Genomic DNA, 15,671 nt, shown 5'->3' with positions numbered 1-15,671 from the left:
GATTCCTCCCCCAAGACACCTCGCTGCCGCCGTGCTGCTTCACCACAGCCCCCGTTCGGCAAGCGAGGGCCAGGCAGCATCCTTGGCCGACAACACCGTCACCGGCTGCGGCCATCGGATGCCGATCATCGGATCGTCGTGCCGGAAACCGTCCGAGAGCTCCTCGACATAATCCTCGCCCATCAGATACTCGACCGTCACGTCGTCGGTCAGCGTCTGGAATCCATGGGCAAAGCCCGCGGGGACGTAGAGCATCCGCGCCGTCGAGGGACCGAGCTCACAGGCATAGACCTCGCCGCGCGTCGCAGACTCCGGCCTGATGTCGACGATGACGTCGTGGATCAAGCCGGCGCTGCAGCGGACGATCTTGGCGTCAGGCTTCGGCGCACGCTGGAAATGCATTCCGCGGACGGTGCCGCGGCGTCGGGTCACCGAGCTGTTGCCCTGCACCGGGACAAACGCGATGCCCTGCTCCGCAAAGGTCTTCGCGCACCAGGTTCGCGTGAAGCTGCCGCGCTCGTCGGAGCGAACGGTCAGCTCGATCAGCCGCGCATCCGAACGTCCCAGCTGGACAAACCTCATGGCTCAAAACTCTTCGCGCAATCGTGCGGCAATGCCTTGCTCTACTCCTCGATGGTGGCCTTGGGGACCGGCACGATGAAGCGGCCGCCCCAATCGCGAATGGCCGCCATCTGCGCCTTGATCTCGCTCTTGATGTTCCACGGCAGGATCAGGACGTAGTCGGGCCTGGCTTCGAAGATCGCCTCCGGCGGCAGGATCGGAATGCGCACGCCCGGCATGTAGCGGCCCTGCTTGGACGGGGCGCGATCGACCGTGAAGTCGAGAAAATCGGTGCGGATCCCGCAATAATTGAGCAGCGTCACGCCCTTCGCCGGGGCTCCGTAACCGACGATCTTCTTGTTGTCGCGCTTCAGCGCCGTCAGCAGCTCGAGCAGCGCCCGCTTCGTCTCTTTGACCTGCTCGTTCCAGGCCATGTAGATCGCGTCGTCATGCAGCCCATAGGCCCGCTCTCGTGCCAGAACATCGGCGACGTTCGGGCTCTCCGCATGAGCGGCGCCCGCGTGGCAGACGAAGAACCGGATCGAGCCGCCATGCGTTTCCGGGAGCTCGACGTCGAACACCCGCAAGCCCGCTTGGGCGAAGATGCGCAGGCCCGCGATCAGCGACAGATAGGAGAAATGCTCGTGATAGATGGTGTCGAACTGATGCCGCTGCATCAAGGTCAGCAGGTGCTGAACCTCGAAGGTCGCGACGCCCTCGGGGGCCAGCAGGATTTTGACGCCGCCGACGAAGTCGTTGATGTCGGGAACGTGCGCGAGCACGTTGTTGGCCGTGAGGAGATCGGCCGACCAGCCCTCCTCCCGGAGGCGGGCCGCATAGTCGCGGCCGAAGAACTCGACCCGGGTCTCGATGCCCTTGGCGCGCGCGGCCAGCGCAACGCTTTCGCAGGGTTCGACGCCGAGGCAGTCGATCCCCTTCTGGAGGGAGTATTGCAGCAGATACCCGTCATTTGACGCGATCTCGACATGCCGCGAGGCCGGACCGAGCTTGAAGCGATCGGCCATGGCTTCGACGTAGCGCCGCGCGTGCTCGAGCCACGAGGTGGAGTGCGAGGAGAAATAGGCATAGTCGGCGCGGAAGATCTCGGACGCGGCCAGGAGGTCGCGTGTCTGCGCCAGACGGCACTCGCGGCAGACGAAGGTCTCCAGCGGATAGAACGGCTCCGCGCGCATGTAGTTGGCCGGATCGATGTAGTCGTTCGCAACCGGCGAGGCGCCGAGGTCGATCAGCTTGAGGGTCAGGTCGTCGCCGCAGTGCCGGCACTTGGGCGCGACGCCGACGGCGGTGGGAAGGGTCAGTTCCATGATGTCTCCGTCACTACTGTCTTTGCCGGCTGAGGCGAAGCGTCCGCCCCGGCGCGATCACGTCCATTGCAACCTGTCGTTGATCCTGGCCGTCTCCATGTGGTCCTGCAGGACCTTGAGACGGATCAGATCGGACGAGCGAAACTCGGCATCCTTGAACTGCATTCTCTTGAGACCATCGACCAGGTTCTGGATCGACTGGTCCAGGGTGACCTGCGGCTGATGATCGGGGGCGAGGGAGCGGTACAGGCCGAAATCGACCTTGTAGGAGCGGCTGTCCACCGGCGCGGAGGTGTTGATCGACACGCTGGTCCCCGGCACGCGCGCAGCCACCGCGTTGGCGAGATCCTTGACCTGGTAGTTGCGGTCGTCCGAGCCGGCATTGACGGTGAGGAAACGGCCGCCCGTCGCCGCCGGCCTGTCGATGGCCCAGTCGATCGCCCGCGCCATGTCGGCGACGTCGATCAGAGGACGCCACGGGGTGCCGTCGGAGAGCACGCTGATCTGGCGACGGGTGAGCGCGCAGGCCACGAAATCGTTGAGGACGAGGTCGAGCCGCAGCCGATCCGACATGCCGCAGGCCGTCGCAAAGCGCAGACAGGTGATGGTCATGCCGGTGTCGATCGCGGCGAGCTCCTGCTCCGATCCGATCTTCGACTTGGCGTAGGCCGTGATGGGATTGAGCGGATCGCTCTCCTTGCGCGGCGGTCCGTCGGCGATGCCGTAGACGCTGCAGCTCGACGCGAACACGAAATTCTTCACGCCGGCCGCCGCAGCCCTCCTGGCGAGCGATACGGTGGCATTCTGGTTGACGTCGAGCGTCACATCCTGGAAGCGATTGCCCATCGGATCGTTGGAGATCGCCGCCAACTGGACCACGGCGTCATAACCGCGGAGGTCGAGCGACATGTCGCGGACGTCGCCATGGATCTGCTCGTCGAGACATCGCTCCGGAACAACCGGCGCTCCGGTCAGGCAGTGCGCGAAATAGGCGTTGTCGAAGCCGTGCAGCGTCGCATCCGGGCGCTGCGCCCGCAGATGCCGCGCGACGACCGGACCCACATAGCCCATGTTTCCGGTGATCAGTACCTTCAAAATCGCACCCTCTATGCCACAAGCCAAAACAAGAATTTAAATCATCCTGTAGTGGATTATAATTTAATATTCTAGCCAGCGTCCAGTGAATCCGTCGGCAAGCGACGCCGCCCGCCGATTTCTCCGGCACGGCGCACAAAACTCCGGGAAAACCCGTGTATTTACCCCGACCCGCCTGATGTTACGATCATCCGGCCGGCGCGGCATCAGGCCCCCTCTTGATTTAATTAATTCGCTCAATTAAATAATGCCGCAAAAGGAACAAATGTTGATCGCAGACCTCGGCAGCTTTAATTCGATCCCTGCAAATGAGGCGTCCCGCGCGGGATGCCCCGCCCGCCTCGATGACGCATTGATTGAAGCATTGAAAGACAGAGCATGACACTATCCGCCGGCGACTGGGTCGAAGTGCGCAGCAAGGAAGAGATCCTGGCGACGCTCGATGCCAACGGGCGCCTCGAAGGGTTGCCGTTCATGCCGCAGATGTTCAAATGGTGCGGCCAGCGCTTCCAGGTCTACAAGCGCGCCCACAAGACCTGCGACACGGTCACCGGATACAACACCGGAGAGTGGCTCGGACGGCGCCTCCCCAACGCGGTGCATCTCGAGCATCGCTGCGACGGCGAGGCCTATGGCGGCTGCCAGGCGGCCTGCCTGATCTTCTGGAAGGAGGCGTGGCTCACCCCGGTCGATCCGGCCAAACCAGCGTCGGCCGGCCCGGATCGCGCGGCTCCCCTTCCGCCGCCCGGCGGCTGCACGGTGCGCGCGGTGTGGGATGCGACCAAGTCGCCGGACCAGCAGCCGGGAAAGGGCCCGCGCTACGCCTGCCAGGCGACCGAGCTGCCGACCTACACCCAGCCGCTCAAATGGTGGGACGCCCGGCAATACGCCGAGGACATCGCGTCCGGCAATGTCTCGCTCGCGAAGATGTTCCGGGGCTTCCTCTACTTCGCCTATGTCGGCGCCACCATGGCGCGTCGTCCCCGGCTCGGCCGGCCCGCGCGCTGGATCTACGACCGCGTCCAGTCGCTGTGGGGCGGCGTACCGTTTCCGCGCAAGCGCGGCGATCTCCTGACGGACAAGGACGCGCCGATCGCCGATCTCGGGCTGCAGCCCGGTGATCTTGTCCGCGTGCGCCCGCACCAGGACATCCTGGCCACCATCGACAAACAGACCAACAACCGCGGCATGGGCTTCGACGCCGAGATGGTGCCCTATTGCGGCAAGGTGTTCCGGGTGCGAACGCGGGTCGAGAAGTTCATCGACGAACGCACCGGCTACATCCGGCGGATGAAGACGCCGGCCGTCATCCTCGACGGCGTCTATTGCCAGTCGCGCTACAGCGAGAACCGGTTGTTCTGCCCACGCGGCATCTATGCGTGGTGGCGCGAGGTCTGGCTGGAGAAGGTGCCGGCCACCGCAATCGAGCGCCCGCCGGCAGAGGAGATCGTCGAACTTCCCCGACGGGCGGCCGGCTGACCGCCGGGCGCAGCGACGCATCGCGGTCAAGCGCCGATCATCTCCTCGCCGATCGGATATCGATGCGCCCTTCGCGGCGAGCGCCTTCGGCCGCCGTTCACCCCAGTGACAGCTTGCGCGCGACGAATGCCTCGGCATAGCGCTCGGCGGCGCGGCATTCCATGCCCCGCAGTCGCGCCAGTCCCATGAACGTTTCCGGGTCGAACCATTGCTTGGAGCGCTGGCTGCCGAAATGCGCCATCAGCAGCGCGACCTTCCGCTTCATGATCCGCTCGGAGACGGGCATGTAGACATTGGGCCGTCCGAGATCGCCATCCCATTTCGGAATCTCGTACTCCAGGACGAGATGATCGCGGAACGTGTTCCAGACCAGGCGGTTGACCTGCCGATGGTCCTGATGGGCGTCGTCGCGGCGGTGGGCGAGGATGACGTCGGGATTGATGCGGCCCTTGAGCTGCTCGAACCAGGCCTTGATCTCCTCGCCCTGCTCGGGGAAGAAGCCGTCGCGGAACTGCATGATCTCGAGATTGCGGCCGGCGGCCTCGGCGAGGAAATCGTCGGCAGACGCCCGCGCCTCGACGCCGCGCTCGCCATTGCCGCTGAGCACGCACCAATGAACATCCAGGCGGATGCCCTGGTCGAGCCAGGACAGCAGCGTGCCTCCGGCGCCGATCTCGATGTCGTCGGAATGCGCACCGAGGCACAGGACCGACAGCCGGTCGCCGCGACCGGCGAGCTGCAGCGCCCTCATCCGTTCACCACAGCCGGAAGGCTGGAGCCGAGATGCCAAGGCGTGTCGCCGCGCTCGATCATCTCCTCGAGCACCTGGCGGTCGCGGAGCGTGTCCATGGCCCGCCAGAACCCTTCGTAGCGGTAGGCCATCAGCTCGCCGCGGTCGATCAGCCGCTTGAACGGCTGTACGACCAGCTCATCCCCCTCCTCGATATAGTCGAAGATCTCCTTGCGGAAGATGAAGTAGCCGCCGTTGATCCAGATGTTGGAATCATTGCTCGCCGCCATGCGGCCCACGGTGCCGTCGGCGTCGAATTCGGCGAGGTGGAAGCTGATCGGCGGATGGATGGCGATGAAGCAGCCGATCTTCCCGCTGCGCTTGAAACGATCGATCATCTCCGGCAGCGGCGCGTCCGTCAGGCCGTCGCTGTAGTTGGCGAGAAAGATCTCCTCGCCCTCGACCATGTGCCGGACGGCCCGCAGTCGCTGGCCGATGTTGCGCCAGATGCCGGTGTCCACCAGCGAGACCCGCCAATCCGGTGGGCGATCGCCCAGCAGCTCGACCTTCCTGCCGAACTGCGAGATCGTACAGTCGGTGGTGGACGCCTGATTGTAGTTCAGGAAATACTCCTTCACCACATTGGCCTTGTAGCCCAGGCACAGAACGAAATCCCGGTGCCCGTACTGGCTGTAATACTGCATGACATGCCAGAGGATCGGCTGATGGCCGATCGGGATCATCGGCTTCGGAATGCTGTCGGAGTATTCCCGGATCCGCGTCCCGAGTCCTCCACAGAACAATACGACCTTCATGGCGCGACGTCCTTCGGGTTCTCGATCGTTGAAATGAGCATCATTATCTTCCAATCTCGCCGGCCGGCCTCGGAGACGGCTCGCCGTGCCCTCGTTTCGCCCTCCCGACTGCGCGAGGAAAACCTCCCCTGCATTCGGTCTGCTGCGGACGTCACCCGCGTCGCGGGCGCCCGGCTCCGGATTAATAATCCAATTATATTTATTTTTAAATGCCGTTCTTGGCGTCCGGCATTGAAATATCCGCCGCACGAACATTAATCCGCCACACCGGCATTTGCCGGGACCGCCTGGAGGGCGCGCGCTCCGCATCGTTTCCGCGCTTCAAGAACCGCCATTCCGGTGTCATCGGCCTCGTCGCGGTATCGGGAGATGATCCGCGGTATCGGGAGATAATCCGGCGGCGCGAATAAATCCCAATGGCAATTTTTAACTGTTTAAATTAAATACCAAAACATATAATGACGGCTAACCGCTATTTAACCGAGTTTCGAACACCGACATCCCATGCATTACGTGGATCAGCCCGAGACTCTCGACCGAAACGGAATGCCGACCGTCCTCGTGGAACGGCAATTCCAAGGGCGCAAATGGCCCGTCCACTACGACTCGGTGGAGCCCTTCGCGATCGTGGCGGACATCGCAACGATCACCATGTCGAGCGTCCTGTCCGGGTTTCTGTATCACCTGCAGGATGCGGCGGGCGCCAACGACGTCAGTAAATCGCTCGGCCTGGCGATCCTCGTGTCGGCACTGTTCGTCTCGCTGATGAAGATCCGCGGGATGTACCGGCCGGCCGAGCTGCTGATCCTGCCGCGCCAGATCCGCGCGGCCTGCCTGACCTGGGTCACGGCGTTCCTCGTGTTGGCCGGCGCGCTGTTCGCGCTCAAGATCGGGAGCGAATTCTCACGCGGCAGCAGCATCGTATTCGCGATGCTCGGGCTCGTGGCGCTGATCCTGCATCGCCGGACCACCGCCTATCTGCTGGCAAAGGGGCTGGCGGAGAGACGGTTTTCGGGCCGCAACATCGTTCTGATCACCGATGAAGCCAGCAAGGACAACCCTGGACTGACCCAGGTGCTCACCGACACCGGCTTTCGCGTCCAGCGACACTTCCTGCTTCCCGAGCCCGACGCGGATCCGGATCAGCGACAGCGGATCGTCTCCAGCGTGATCGACTATGTGCGCGGCTCCGACATCGAAGAGATCGTCGTCGGCGCCAATCCCGAACCCTTGTCCGACCTGCGCACGCTCGGCGCCGAGCTGAGAGTCCTGCCGTTTCCAGTGAGTTTCGTGCCGCTCGGAACGGCGTCGGACCTCTTCAAGCGGCCGTGCCGCGAGCTCGGCAATGCGGTCTGCATCGAGCTGCAGCGCGGCCTGCTGAGCCCGCTCGAACACGCCACCAAGCGGCTCATGGATGTCATGCTGGCGGGCATCGCGCTGGCATTGATGTCGCCGCTGCTGCTGCTGGTGGCGATCGCCATCAAGCTCGACTCGGCCGGGCCAGTGCTGTTCCGGCAGCAGCGCTGTGGATTCAACGGCCGATCTTTTCAGATCTACAAGTTTCGCACGATGTCCGTTCTCGAGGACGGGCCTTCGATCGTCCAGGCCCAGATCGGCGACAGCCGGTTCACCCGGCTCGGGACCTGGCTGCGCCGGACCAGCATCGATGAGCTGCCGCAGCTGCTCAACGTCCTGGACGGCAGCATGTCCCTGGTCGGTCCCCGCCCCCACGCATTGGCGCACGACAACGAATTCGACAAGCTCGTGCGCAACTACGCGTTCCGTCGCCGCGTCAAGCCCGGACTGACCGGCTGGGCGCAGGTGCATGGCTGCCGCGGCCCGACGCCCACGCGTGCGTCGATCGAACAGCGCGTCGAATTCGATCTCTGGTACATCGACAATTGGAGCCTGTCGCTCGACATCGCGATCCTGCTGAGGACGCCGATCGAGCTGATCCGCGGCAACAATGCCTATTAGGCGCATTCGCAACGGATGATGATCGCGAGCCCATCGGCGGAGCCGTGCGGGCAGATCGGACCGATTTCAGGGTTTTGGCCGGCGGATCGCAACATGGGCGTCAGACCGCTCACATGTCGCTCCCCAATGCAGACAGGGCGAATCAGGCGCCGCATCGACGCGGCACGTCGCTCAAACTAGGAACGGGCTTGACTGAAGCTACCTCGATCAGGCGCGCTGACGGCGACTTTTCGAAGCGGCAGCCCCATTGATCGCAAACTCCTCGATCCGATGCCCGGTCTTGATCGCCGCCACCAGCCAACGCGGCTGCTTGCCTCGGCCGGACCAAGTCTCGGAGGTCTGCGGATTGCGATACTTCGGCAGCACGCGGGGATATTTGCGCCGCGCCTTGCCGCTCGTGGTGTAGGACTGCCCACCCTCGCTGCCGGCACCTTCGATGGCACCGCGGCTGCGGTTGAGAACCGCCAGTCGACGTTCGAGCTCGCGCTTCTCCGACGTGATCCTCACGGCGAGGATCTGACTGATCTGCTCGTGGAGAGACCAGAGGTCATCGAAGGACATCGCCTCGAAATCGATCTTCTTGGTGGACATACAGCGACCTTTGTCTGTGATCTCTATCCTGCCGGATTAACGTCATATAATTCGGTATTTCGTTCCGCAAGTGGCTCGTGGTCGGAAAAACTGAATATTTGAGTTATACCACCCCGGCCAAGCCAAATGGTTGTAACTCAAATAAAGTGCAACCTGCAACCCCGTTTCCGAAACGATGTCGCGCCGCCTTCGAGATTGCGGCAGCATTCGTCTGCACACCGGAAGAAGCCGCCGAATCAACACGATTCTGCGACGAATTCGCAGCATATTACGGCAAGACCGCGTCAAAGTGACGTAGTTTCGATGATCGAACTTGCGCGTATTTGATAGCTGATATTCTCCCCACGCCATGGTTTTCAAAGCTGCCGCGGCGGACTTACAACCTATTCGAGCGAGCACCCTGATAACCCGGACCGAGATATTTTTGCATGCGCACAAAATGTCGCGAGCGAGTTTAATTGAGCACGCCATCGTGAATATGCCGCAAAGCCGCCGACATTGTTCCGGCGAATCAAACGCCTTCCTCAAATATTGGATCCTTCAGGTGCGTTCACGCGAATCAGACTCGCCCGCGTCGCGCCGACGGCATCCGGGGGCGCGCGGCGTCAGACGGGCACACCATCGGTAGCGGAACTAACTGCGCTGCGATCGGCCGTGATGTCGAGGACGGCTGCGGACACCCGGCGGCCGATCCGGGCACCCGTTGTCCAAAGTCATCGCTCGTGAGGGCAACGTCAGAGGCCCGTGCGCCAGGTGAAACGGCAGCATCGCATGGTTCGCCGGCGATATGGTTTCCGGCCCGTCTCGGAGCGCTGTCTTGCGGGACACGACGGCTGAAGAACGTCCAGATGACATCCGGCCGTCGAGCGCCACCGACAGCCGCACTGGGCGACCTGATGCGTCATCAGGGGTCAATGCCGAGCGGCTGTCGCCTCGCGCCGGCAACCGGCGCGGCCATGACGGCCGGCCGGCGCGGCGATCAAATTCCGATGCGATTATTTCTGCTGCCTGGTTCGACCCGGCACCGCCGGCCGGGGCGGAATCAAGTGAGCCGTCCCGCGGCCGCGCCGCGTGGCCCTCGGGCGACGCCTGGGAGCCGTGGACTTCTTCGCGCGTTTGCCGAGGCTGCTGCTGATGGATTGGATCTCATCGAGCAAGGCATCACAAAGCTCGATCTGCGACCGCAGCACGGATTGCTGCGAACGGCCTGACGTTCGCCGGCCGAAACGTAATTTGGCAAGGCGTATTCTATTCAACGATTTCAGGACGGCCTTCAAAGCGCTACCGCCGCCACCCATCTCAATATCCTCAATCAACGCGGCACCAAGCTCGTCACACAAGGACGGACCCCACTCGTTGGCGAGTTTCGAGGGCTTCTTCGCCGAATGCCGCCGAACCGTCATCGCAACGATGCACGAATTCGATTTTCGGCATTAAATTAACCACTCGCGACAAGTTAATTTACCATTTGACAGCAAGACATTAAATACTTCTAGCGCTCGCTGCGGTTTGCAGTAAAATGCTACCGCATTGCCAGAAAGGTATTTTTAAGTACCTTTCGTCCGGTACAATTGAAGCTTTAGTTTGTTCAGTCTACCCTTTTATGTCTCCGACCGTGCAGAATCGTCTCTACACAATTAATTTAATTCTAGATTACGTAAGAATACGGTGCGGAGCTGCCCATTTAATCGTCTGCGCGATGATCGACACTCCCCGAACGCGGCTGGACCGGCCGAGCACCGCCCTTATCGGCCATCGCGGCCGCCATCTTGCGCCGAGCTTGACCATGACTCGATAGAGCGGAGCGTCCAGCGCCGTTCGGAGACGTCGAGGAAGGGGCCCAGGTTACCACAACATGGGCCGCGCCGGCGCCCCGCACACCAGCGCGCGGCGGTACAGCACGCCCCGGGGCGTCTCGACGGCGACGCGCCGAATGCATCCGGGATGAATCGCGAGATTGTAATGAAACGGAGTGGCCTCGAATGCCCCGTGCAGCCGGCAGAGTCGGCTGAGATCCGGCCCGCACTCCGTCAGCGGATAGAGGCCGCGCGCCGACGCGGGATCGGATAGGCCCGTGAGGGCGATCGCGAAAGCGCCTGCGGCGATCCTGATCACGTTCGACAATTGCATGCTCCGTTGCAAACAGCCTCAAAGGCTGGCGCAGCAGCATAGACTTGATCGGCGGCCTTGGACAACCGGCCCGCCCGCACGGCCTTCGAATCTCACCGATTGCAGAGGGCCTTGGCGGCGCAGGTTCGCCTCCCTCGGCTGTCCGGCTGCCTCGGCTCACCGACGCTCTGCGCGGACTGCGAGGTCGTCGGTCCCTGCCCGAGCGAAGCGACTCGGGCTAACCGTTGCGCAACGGCTTTGTGCTTAAAATTGCTCGGGTTCTGTTAGGTCGAATGGATCATCCCTCCACCGTGGGACCCTCCGGCGGCGTTGATAGCTTAGAGTGGTAATATGGTAATGTCAGAGTGTGACCTAATTGGCACGGCCGGGCAAAAGCGGACCAACCGGAATGGCGGTGCGCTTTCGCCCGGTATGGCCGCCGGGTAGGTTGAAACAAGTGGGACGTTCTCCCTTCTTGGTGAGGGAGCAGCGTGGGGAACGTATTTTTGCTGTATTTGGGGAAGCGTTTGAAAGCCTTGATCAAGCCGCCCGGGTCGACCGGTGGCGGGGCTGCTGTGCGCAAGAGCGCAGCGGGCCCGAAGGGCTTTCGTGGCCTTCGCCGTGGCCCGCGCGCGCTCTTAACTCTGGCGATCCTGGCGCTTCTGCCAGCCTGCTCCCTGCTTCCCGGGACGGGGCCGACCAGCAACGCAGTGAGCGACAATGCCACGGCCAGCGTGCGGTCGAATACGGCGCTCCCCTATGCGCTGGTCGACGTCAGCCCCGAGACGATCGGCTTCCTGTCGCAGCCCAACATGGTCACGTTCCAGGGCGTGTTTCCCGACAAGCGGCCGAAGCCGGTGCAGCTCGCCGGAATCGGTGACGTGCTGAACGTGTCCATTTTCGAAGCCGCCCCAGGCGGGCTGTTCACGCCGGCCACGGCCGCCGGCGCCCGACCTGGCAACTTCGTGGATCTGCCGGCGCAGGCGGTGGACCAGCAAGGCAATATCCGCGTTCCCTATGCGGGCGAGATCGCCGCCGCCGGCCGGACGCTGCCGCAGATCGAGCAGGAGATCGTCCTCCGGCTGCAGAAGCGCGCCCTCGAGCCGCAGGTCGTGGTCAGCCTGAACCAGCAGCATTCCAGCGTGGTCAGCGTGCTCGGCGACGTCAACACGCCGGGCGTGCTGGCCCTCAACAGCGTGGGTGAACGCCTGCTGGCGGTGATCGCGCGTGCGGGCGGCCCGAGGCACGAGGCGATCGAAAGCTACGTGACCCTGCAGCGGGACGGCAAGCGCGTGCGCGTGCTGCTCAGCCGCGTGGTGCAGGATCCGCGCGAGAACATCTTCATCCGCCCGAACGACGTCGTCTACATTACGCGGGAATCCCCGACGTTTACGGCCCTCGGCGCCCTCAACCAGAACGTCTTCGGCTTCAATTCCGAGATTGCGTTCGATACGGAGACGCTGACGCTGGCCCAGGCGATCGGCAAGGCGGGCGGCCTGAACGACCAGCAATCGGATCCCGCCGAGGTCTTCCTCTATCGCTACGAGGAGCGCCCGCTGCTGCAGAAGCTCGGCATCGATACCAGCCGCTTCATCTACGACCGCATTCCGACCATCTACCACGTCAACCTGCGCGATCCCTCCGGCATGCTGCTGGCTTCGGGCTTCCAGATGCGCAGCAAGGACGTGATGTATGTCGCCAATGCCAAGGTCGTCGACTACTACAAGCTTCTGACCCTGATCAACAACACGGCGGCGACGACGTCCAACACGGCCACCGCGGTGATCAACGTCAACACGGCGACGAAGACCCGGTGGTGAAGCGCAACGGCGGGCCGGTAGCGGCCTGACCGGGGGCGGCGGGCCGGAGAGTCCGCCCCGCTCGAGGTTGCGGCATCGGACGGCCGTCGTGTGACAAGCCGTTACAATCCAGCCAATCACCGCGACCAAACGACACCGGCGGTGCATCCGGCCGTGACATCGAACGCGCAGTATCCCTCTGCAGGCGACGCGATCGCCCGCGCGAACGAATTGGGAGACTGACGTGAAGACACCCATCGCGACATTTCTGCTCGTGGCAGTCCTTTCGGCGGCAGCAGCGGTCGACGCGAATGCCTGGACCCGCAGCGGCTCGGTCACCGGACCGCGCGGCACCACCTCATTTGGCGGCTCCGGCAGTTGCTCCGGGGGTGCCTGCGCCTGGCAGGGTGGCGGCACGGGTCCCGCCGGCCGCAGCTGGTCGCGCTCTGGCTCCGCCAGCTGCAGCGACGGCAGCTGCACCCGGCAGGGCCAGGGCACCGGACCGCGCGGCAATTCCTACAGCTACAGCCGCACCGTCACGCGCTGAGCGGACGCCGCGGCGCCGCTGGCCATGGTCCTCCCGAAGCAATTGACATCGCCGGTCCGCTTGCTGTTCCGGAGCGGACCGGCACGCCGTCTCCATCCGATGACGCCGGACACGCGCCATGCCCATCCTCCCTTCCCTGCCCCCGTCGACCCGGATGATCGTGCTGCTGACGGCGGTCGGCTTCATGACGCTGGAATATGGGCTCGGCCGGCTCGCCGGCCGCGAGACTCACGACCTGCGCGAGACCGCAGCCTCGTTCGCCATCGCGGTCGGACAGCACCTCATCCGCGCAATGGTCGCGCTCGTCGCAGCCGTTCCCTTCATCATCGCCTATCGCCACAGGATCTTCGATTTCGATCCCAGCCGGCCGCTGGCCCTGCTCGCATTGTTTCTCGCCAGTGAGTTCGTCTATTATTGGCACCATCGCGCCTCGCATCGGGTTCGCTGGCTGTGGGCCACGCATGCCGTGCATCACTCTTCGACGCATCTGAACCTGACCGCGGCCATTCGTCTCGGCTGGACGAGCGAGATCTCCGGTCATTTTCTGTTCTATCTGCCGCTGGCGCTGCTCGGCTTCCATCCGCTCGCCATCATCGCCATGCTCGGCGTCAATCTGCTCTACCAATTCTTCATCCATACCGAGCTCGCACCGCATCTCGGTCCGCTCGAATATGTGCTGAACACGCCACGGCATCACCGCGTCCACCACGCTGCCAATGAGTCCTGTCTCGATCGCAACTATGGCGGCGTGCTCATCATTTTCGACCGGCTGTTCGGTAGCTTCGCCGAGGCCCCGGCCGGCGAGACCTTGCACTATGGCCTCGTCGGCGTTGAACCGAGCGTCAATCCGTTGCGGATCGCATTTGGCGAATGGATTGCGATCGCCCGCGATCTCGCGGCAGCCCGGAGCTGGGCCATGCGGCTGCACGTGCTGACCGCTGCGCCCGGAGAGAAGCTCCACCGAGGGGAGTCACCCGCCAGCCGAGAAGGATGCTCATGATGTCACATCGCCGATCGTTCATGGCCGCCATGGCGGCCGCTCTGCTCGTGTCGACCACGGCGCTCGCCGCCGAGCGCGGCATCATCCTCGATACAAGCGACGGTCCACGTCATGCGCTGGTGATGACCACGGGCAGGACGCCACAGCCGACCGTGATCGTGCTCCATGGCGCGCTCGGCAGCGGCGCCGGCACCGCCCGCACGACAGGCTTTGCCGAAGCCGCGAGAGCCCATGGCTTCGCCGCGGTCTTTCCCGATGGCGTCGACCGGCAATGGAATGACGGCCGCGACGGTCGCTCCGGTGGTCCCGATGATGTCGGCTTCATCCGCAACCTGGTGCGGCAGCTCGTCGCCGACGGCACAGCCGATTCCCGGCGCATCTATCTCGCCGGCATCTCGAATGGCGGCATGATGAGCTTCACCCTGGCCTGCAAGGCGCCGGAGCTATTTGCCGGCATCGGCACGGTGATCGCCAACATGCCTGAAGGCATCGAGCCCTGCACCGCGCGGCCGGTGCCGGTGGTGATGATCAACGGCACGGCTGATCCCATGGTGCCCTATCGCGGCGGCGAGGTCGGGCTGCGCGGCGGGCGCGGCCGGGTGTGGAGCGCTGAAAAGACGGCGGAGTTCTTTGCGCGGCGCGACGGTTGCAGCGCACGGCAGGCCGTGGCGCTGCCGCATCGGGATCTCGCCGGCGACACCTCCGTCACGCAACTCAGCTGGCGCGATTGTCAGGTGATCGGCGGCGTGTCGCTGTATCGCGTCGAAGGTGGCGGACATGCCCTGCCCGGCCGCCGCCCGCTGGCGCCGCGCCTGCTCGGCCCGAGCAATTTCGACATCGATGCCGCCGAGGTCATTCTCCGCGCGTTCGATCTCGCGCGCACGCTGTAGTCCCGCAAGTCTGAAGGCTCCGAGCGTGCCGAGACGGAGCGGTCACCAATGGGCACGCGAGCTCAGGCGGCGATCGTCGGCGTGGTGTTCGGTTCGCGCGGCAGCTCTGCCTCGCCGTGCGAAGGAAGATTCTCACCGCGGATGCCGAGCGGCGGTCCGATCCACAACGCGTGCGCGGTGTGATCGGCCAACGGCTCCGTCGTATTCGGATGCACGAGCACGCTGAGGCGGCCATGATTGAGCATCAGCCATGGCACCAGCACTGGAAACACGTCGACCGCGAAGGCAACTTGATACATCGGCCGCTCGTGAGGCCCGACCAGCGCGTCATGCCAACGCCCGAGCGTCACGAGGAAGCGGTCGGCCATCCACTGCCGCAGCTGTGCCGCTTCGGCTCGAGTGGCATCATCGAAATAGATGTGGGCATGAAAGCTCGCAATTGCGCTCAGGCGATGCGGCTGCGCTGCCGAGGTCGTTTCCATCCGCGCCTCTCGATCAATTCAACCGCGTTGGCCGCACAGGCGAACCGATGCGGCGTGGTCATCCTAGCATCGCAGCCTGCCCTCGGTCGCGCCGCGAGTCATCGCCGGTGGACTCTGGCCTCGAGATCTCGGCGGGGCTCGAGCTTCGACCCCGGCAGCATGTCGCCGCGCGAACGACCGCACCATGACAAACGACAACGCCGCGCTGAGGTTTCAGCGCGGCGTTGTTGTTTTGGGTTGTGAAGAGGGGATGTCCTTTGCAGGCCTGGCA

General features: G+C 63.9%; 14 protein-coding genes. 6 read left to right on the top strand and 8 right to left on the bottom strand.

Features of this window, described 5'->3' with window-relative positions:
* Positions 1 to 39: 39 nt before the first annotated feature.
* The 3 genes from ACQR03_RS24240 to ACQR03_RS24230 are packed head-to-tail and all read right to left on the bottom strand — an operon-like array spanning position 40 to position 2,981.
* Positions 40 to 582: a dTDP-4-dehydrorhamnose 3,5-epimerase family protein gene (locus tag ACQR03_RS24240; RefSeq protein WP_315752493.1), complete on the bottom strand. Its 543-nt coding sequence runs from the start codon at positions 580 to 582 to the stop codon at positions 40 to 42.
* A 41-nt stretch (positions 583 to 623) separates the two neighbouring features.
* The gene (locus tag ACQR03_RS24235) at positions 624 to 1,886 is read right to left on the bottom strand and encodes a methyltransferase domain-containing protein (protein ID WP_434841998.1); all 1,263 of its coding nucleotides are present in this window, start codon (positions 1,884 to 1,886) and stop codon (positions 624 to 626) included.
* 57 nt (positions 1,887 to 1,943) lie between these two features.
* Positions 1,944 to 2,981, bottom strand: a complete 1,038-nt coding sequence (locus ACQR03_RS24230; protein WP_315717391.1) for an NAD-dependent epimerase/dehydratase family protein — start codon at positions 2,979 to 2,981, stop codon at positions 1,944 to 1,946.
* A 378-nt stretch (positions 2,982 to 3,359) separates the two neighbouring features.
* On the opposite strand from ACQR03_RS24230, the gene ACQR03_RS24225 reads away from it, so the two are divergent.
* Entirely contained in the window at positions 3,360 to 4,460 is a 1,101-nt protein-coding gene (locus ACQR03_RS24225; protein ID WP_315717390.1) for a hypothetical protein, read from the top strand.
* A 97-nt stretch (positions 4,461 to 4,557) separates the two neighbouring features.
* Here the strand turns inward: ACQR03_RS24225 and ACQR03_RS24220 are convergent, their stop codons facing one another.
* Together ACQR03_RS24220 and ACQR03_RS24215 are read right to left on the bottom strand one after the other, a co-directional pair.
* Positions 4,558 to 5,211: a PIG-L deacetylase family protein gene (locus tag ACQR03_RS24220; RefSeq protein ID WP_315717389.1), complete on the bottom strand. Its 654-nt coding sequence runs from the start codon at positions 5,209 to 5,211 to the stop codon at positions 4,558 to 4,560.
* Positions 5,208 to 6,005: a glucose-1-phosphate cytidylyltransferase gene (locus ACQR03_RS24215; protein WP_315717387.1), complete on the bottom strand. Its 798-nt coding sequence runs from the start codon at positions 6,003 to 6,005 to the stop codon at positions 5,208 to 5,210. Before ACQR03_RS24215 ends, ACQR03_RS24220 begins: the two co-directional genes overlap by 4 nt.
* Positions 6,006 to 6,509: 504 nt before the next feature.
* Here ACQR03_RS24215 and ACQR03_RS24210 point away from each other — a divergent pair.
* Positions 6,510 to 7,982, top strand: coding sequence for an undecaprenyl-phosphate glucose phosphotransferase (locus ACQR03_RS24210; protein ID WP_315752488.1), 1,473 nt, complete (start codon positions 6,510 to 6,512; stop codon positions 7,980 to 7,982).
* Positions 7,983 to 8,189: 207 nt separating this feature from the next.
* On the opposite strand, the gene ACQR03_RS24205 is transcribed toward ACQR03_RS24210, so the two are convergent.
* Together ACQR03_RS24205 and ACQR03_RS24200 are read right to left on the bottom strand one after the other, a co-directional pair.
* On the bottom strand, positions 8,190 to 8,573 hold the full coding sequence (locus ACQR03_RS24205; protein WP_316170943.1) for an H-NS histone family protein: 384 nt from the start codon (positions 8,571 to 8,573) through the stop codon (positions 8,190 to 8,192).
* A gap of 1,845 nt (positions 8,574 to 10,418) precedes the next feature.
* The gene (locus tag ACQR03_RS24200) at positions 10,419 to 10,703 is read right to left on the bottom strand and encodes a hypothetical protein (protein WP_434925368.1); all 285 of its coding nucleotides are present in this window, start codon (positions 10,701 to 10,703) and stop codon (positions 10,419 to 10,421) included.
* Between the two features lie 689 nt (positions 10,704 to 11,392).
* On the opposite strand from ACQR03_RS24200, the gene ACQR03_RS24195 reads away from it, so the two are divergent.
* The 4 genes from ACQR03_RS24195 to ACQR03_RS24180 all read left to right on the top strand — a co-directional run bounded on the left by ACQR03_RS24195 (position 11,393) and on the right by ACQR03_RS24180 (position 14,918).
* Complete coding sequence (locus ACQR03_RS24195; RefSeq protein WP_434841999.1) at positions 11,393 to 12,502, top strand: polysaccharide biosynthesis/export family protein; 1,110 nt, start codon at positions 11,393 to 11,395, stop codon at positions 12,500 to 12,502.
* Between the two features lie 223 nt (positions 12,503 to 12,725).
* Positions 12,726 to 13,028 (top strand): hypothetical protein, encoded by a 303-nt coding sequence (locus ACQR03_RS24190; protein ID WP_434842000.1) that lies wholly within the window; start codon positions 12,726 to 12,728, stop codon positions 13,026 to 13,028.
* 118 nt (positions 13,029 to 13,146) lie between these two features.
* On the top strand, positions 13,147 to 14,028 hold the full coding sequence (locus ACQR03_RS24185) for a sterol desaturase family protein (RefSeq protein ID WP_434842001.1): 882 nt from the start codon (positions 13,147 to 13,149) through the stop codon (positions 14,026 to 14,028).
* A complete protein-coding gene (locus tag ACQR03_RS24180; RefSeq protein WP_315717379.1) occupies positions 14,028 to 14,918 on the top strand; it encodes an alpha/beta hydrolase family esterase in 891 nt (296 codons plus the stop codon). Before ACQR03_RS24185 ends, ACQR03_RS24180 begins: the two co-directional genes overlap by 1 nt.
* A 62-nt stretch (positions 14,919 to 14,980) precedes the next feature.
* Here ACQR03_RS24180 and ACQR03_RS24175 read toward each other — a convergent pair whose 3' ends face one another.
* Positions 14,981 to 15,400: a DOPA 4,5-dioxygenase family protein gene (locus ACQR03_RS24175; RefSeq protein ID WP_316164856.1), complete on the bottom strand. Its 420-nt coding sequence runs from the start codon at positions 15,398 to 15,400 to the stop codon at positions 14,981 to 14,983.
* Positions 15,401 to 15,671: the final 271 nt, after the last annotated feature.

The sequence above is a fragment of the Bradyrhizobium sp. HKCCYLS3070 genome (assembly GCF_051167575.1).
Lineage (GTDB): Bacteria > Pseudomonadota > Alphaproteobacteria > Rhizobiales > Xanthobacteraceae > Bradyrhizobium.
This window is presented reverse-complemented; position numbering and strand designations above follow the sequence as displayed.

Excerpts from the sequence above, each read along its gene's own strand:
- ACQR03_RS24240 (WP_315752493.1), bottom strand. The coding sequence starts at position 582 with ATGAGGTTTGTCCAGCTGGGACGTTCGGATGCGCGGCTGATCGAGCTG.
- ACQR03_RS24235 (WP_434841998.1), bottom strand. The coding sequence starts at position 1,886 with ATGGAACTGACCCTTCCCACCGCCGTCGGCGTCGCGCCCAAGTGCCGG.
- ACQR03_RS24225 (WP_315717390.1), top strand. The coding sequence starts at position 3,360 with ATGACACTATCCGCCGGCGACTGGGTCGAAGTGCGCAGCAAGGAAGAG.
- ACQR03_RS24220 (WP_315717389.1), bottom strand. The coding sequence starts at position 5,211 with ATGAGGGCGCTGCAGCTCGCCGGTCGCGGCGACCGGCTGTCGGTCCTG.
- ACQR03_RS24215 (WP_315717387.1), bottom strand. The coding sequence starts at position 6,005 with ATGAAGGTCGTATTGTTCTGTGGAGGACTCGGGACGCGGATCCGGGAA.
- ACQR03_RS24210 (WP_315752488.1), top strand. The coding sequence starts at position 6,510 with ATGCATTACGTGGATCAGCCCGAGACTCTCGACCGAAACGGAATGCCG.
- ACQR03_RS24205 (WP_316170943.1), bottom strand. The coding sequence starts at position 8,573 with ATGTCCACCAAGAAGATCGATTTCGAGGCGATGTCCTTCGATGACCTC.
- ACQR03_RS24200 (WP_434925368.1), bottom strand. The coding sequence starts at position 10,703 with ATGCAATTGTCGAACGTGATCAGGATCGCCGCAGGCGCTTTCGCGATC.
- ACQR03_RS24185 (WP_434842001.1), top strand. The coding sequence starts at position 13,147 with ATGCCCATCCTCCCTTCCCTGCCCCCGTCGACCCGGATGATCGTGCTG.
- ACQR03_RS24180 (WP_315717379.1), top strand. The coding sequence starts at position 14,028 with ATGTCACATCGCCGATCGTTCATGGCCGCCATGGCGGCCGCTCTGCTC.
- ACQR03_RS24175 (WP_316164856.1), bottom strand. The coding sequence starts at position 15,400 with ATGGAAACGACCTCGGCAGCGCAGCCGCATCGCCTGAGCGCAATTGCG.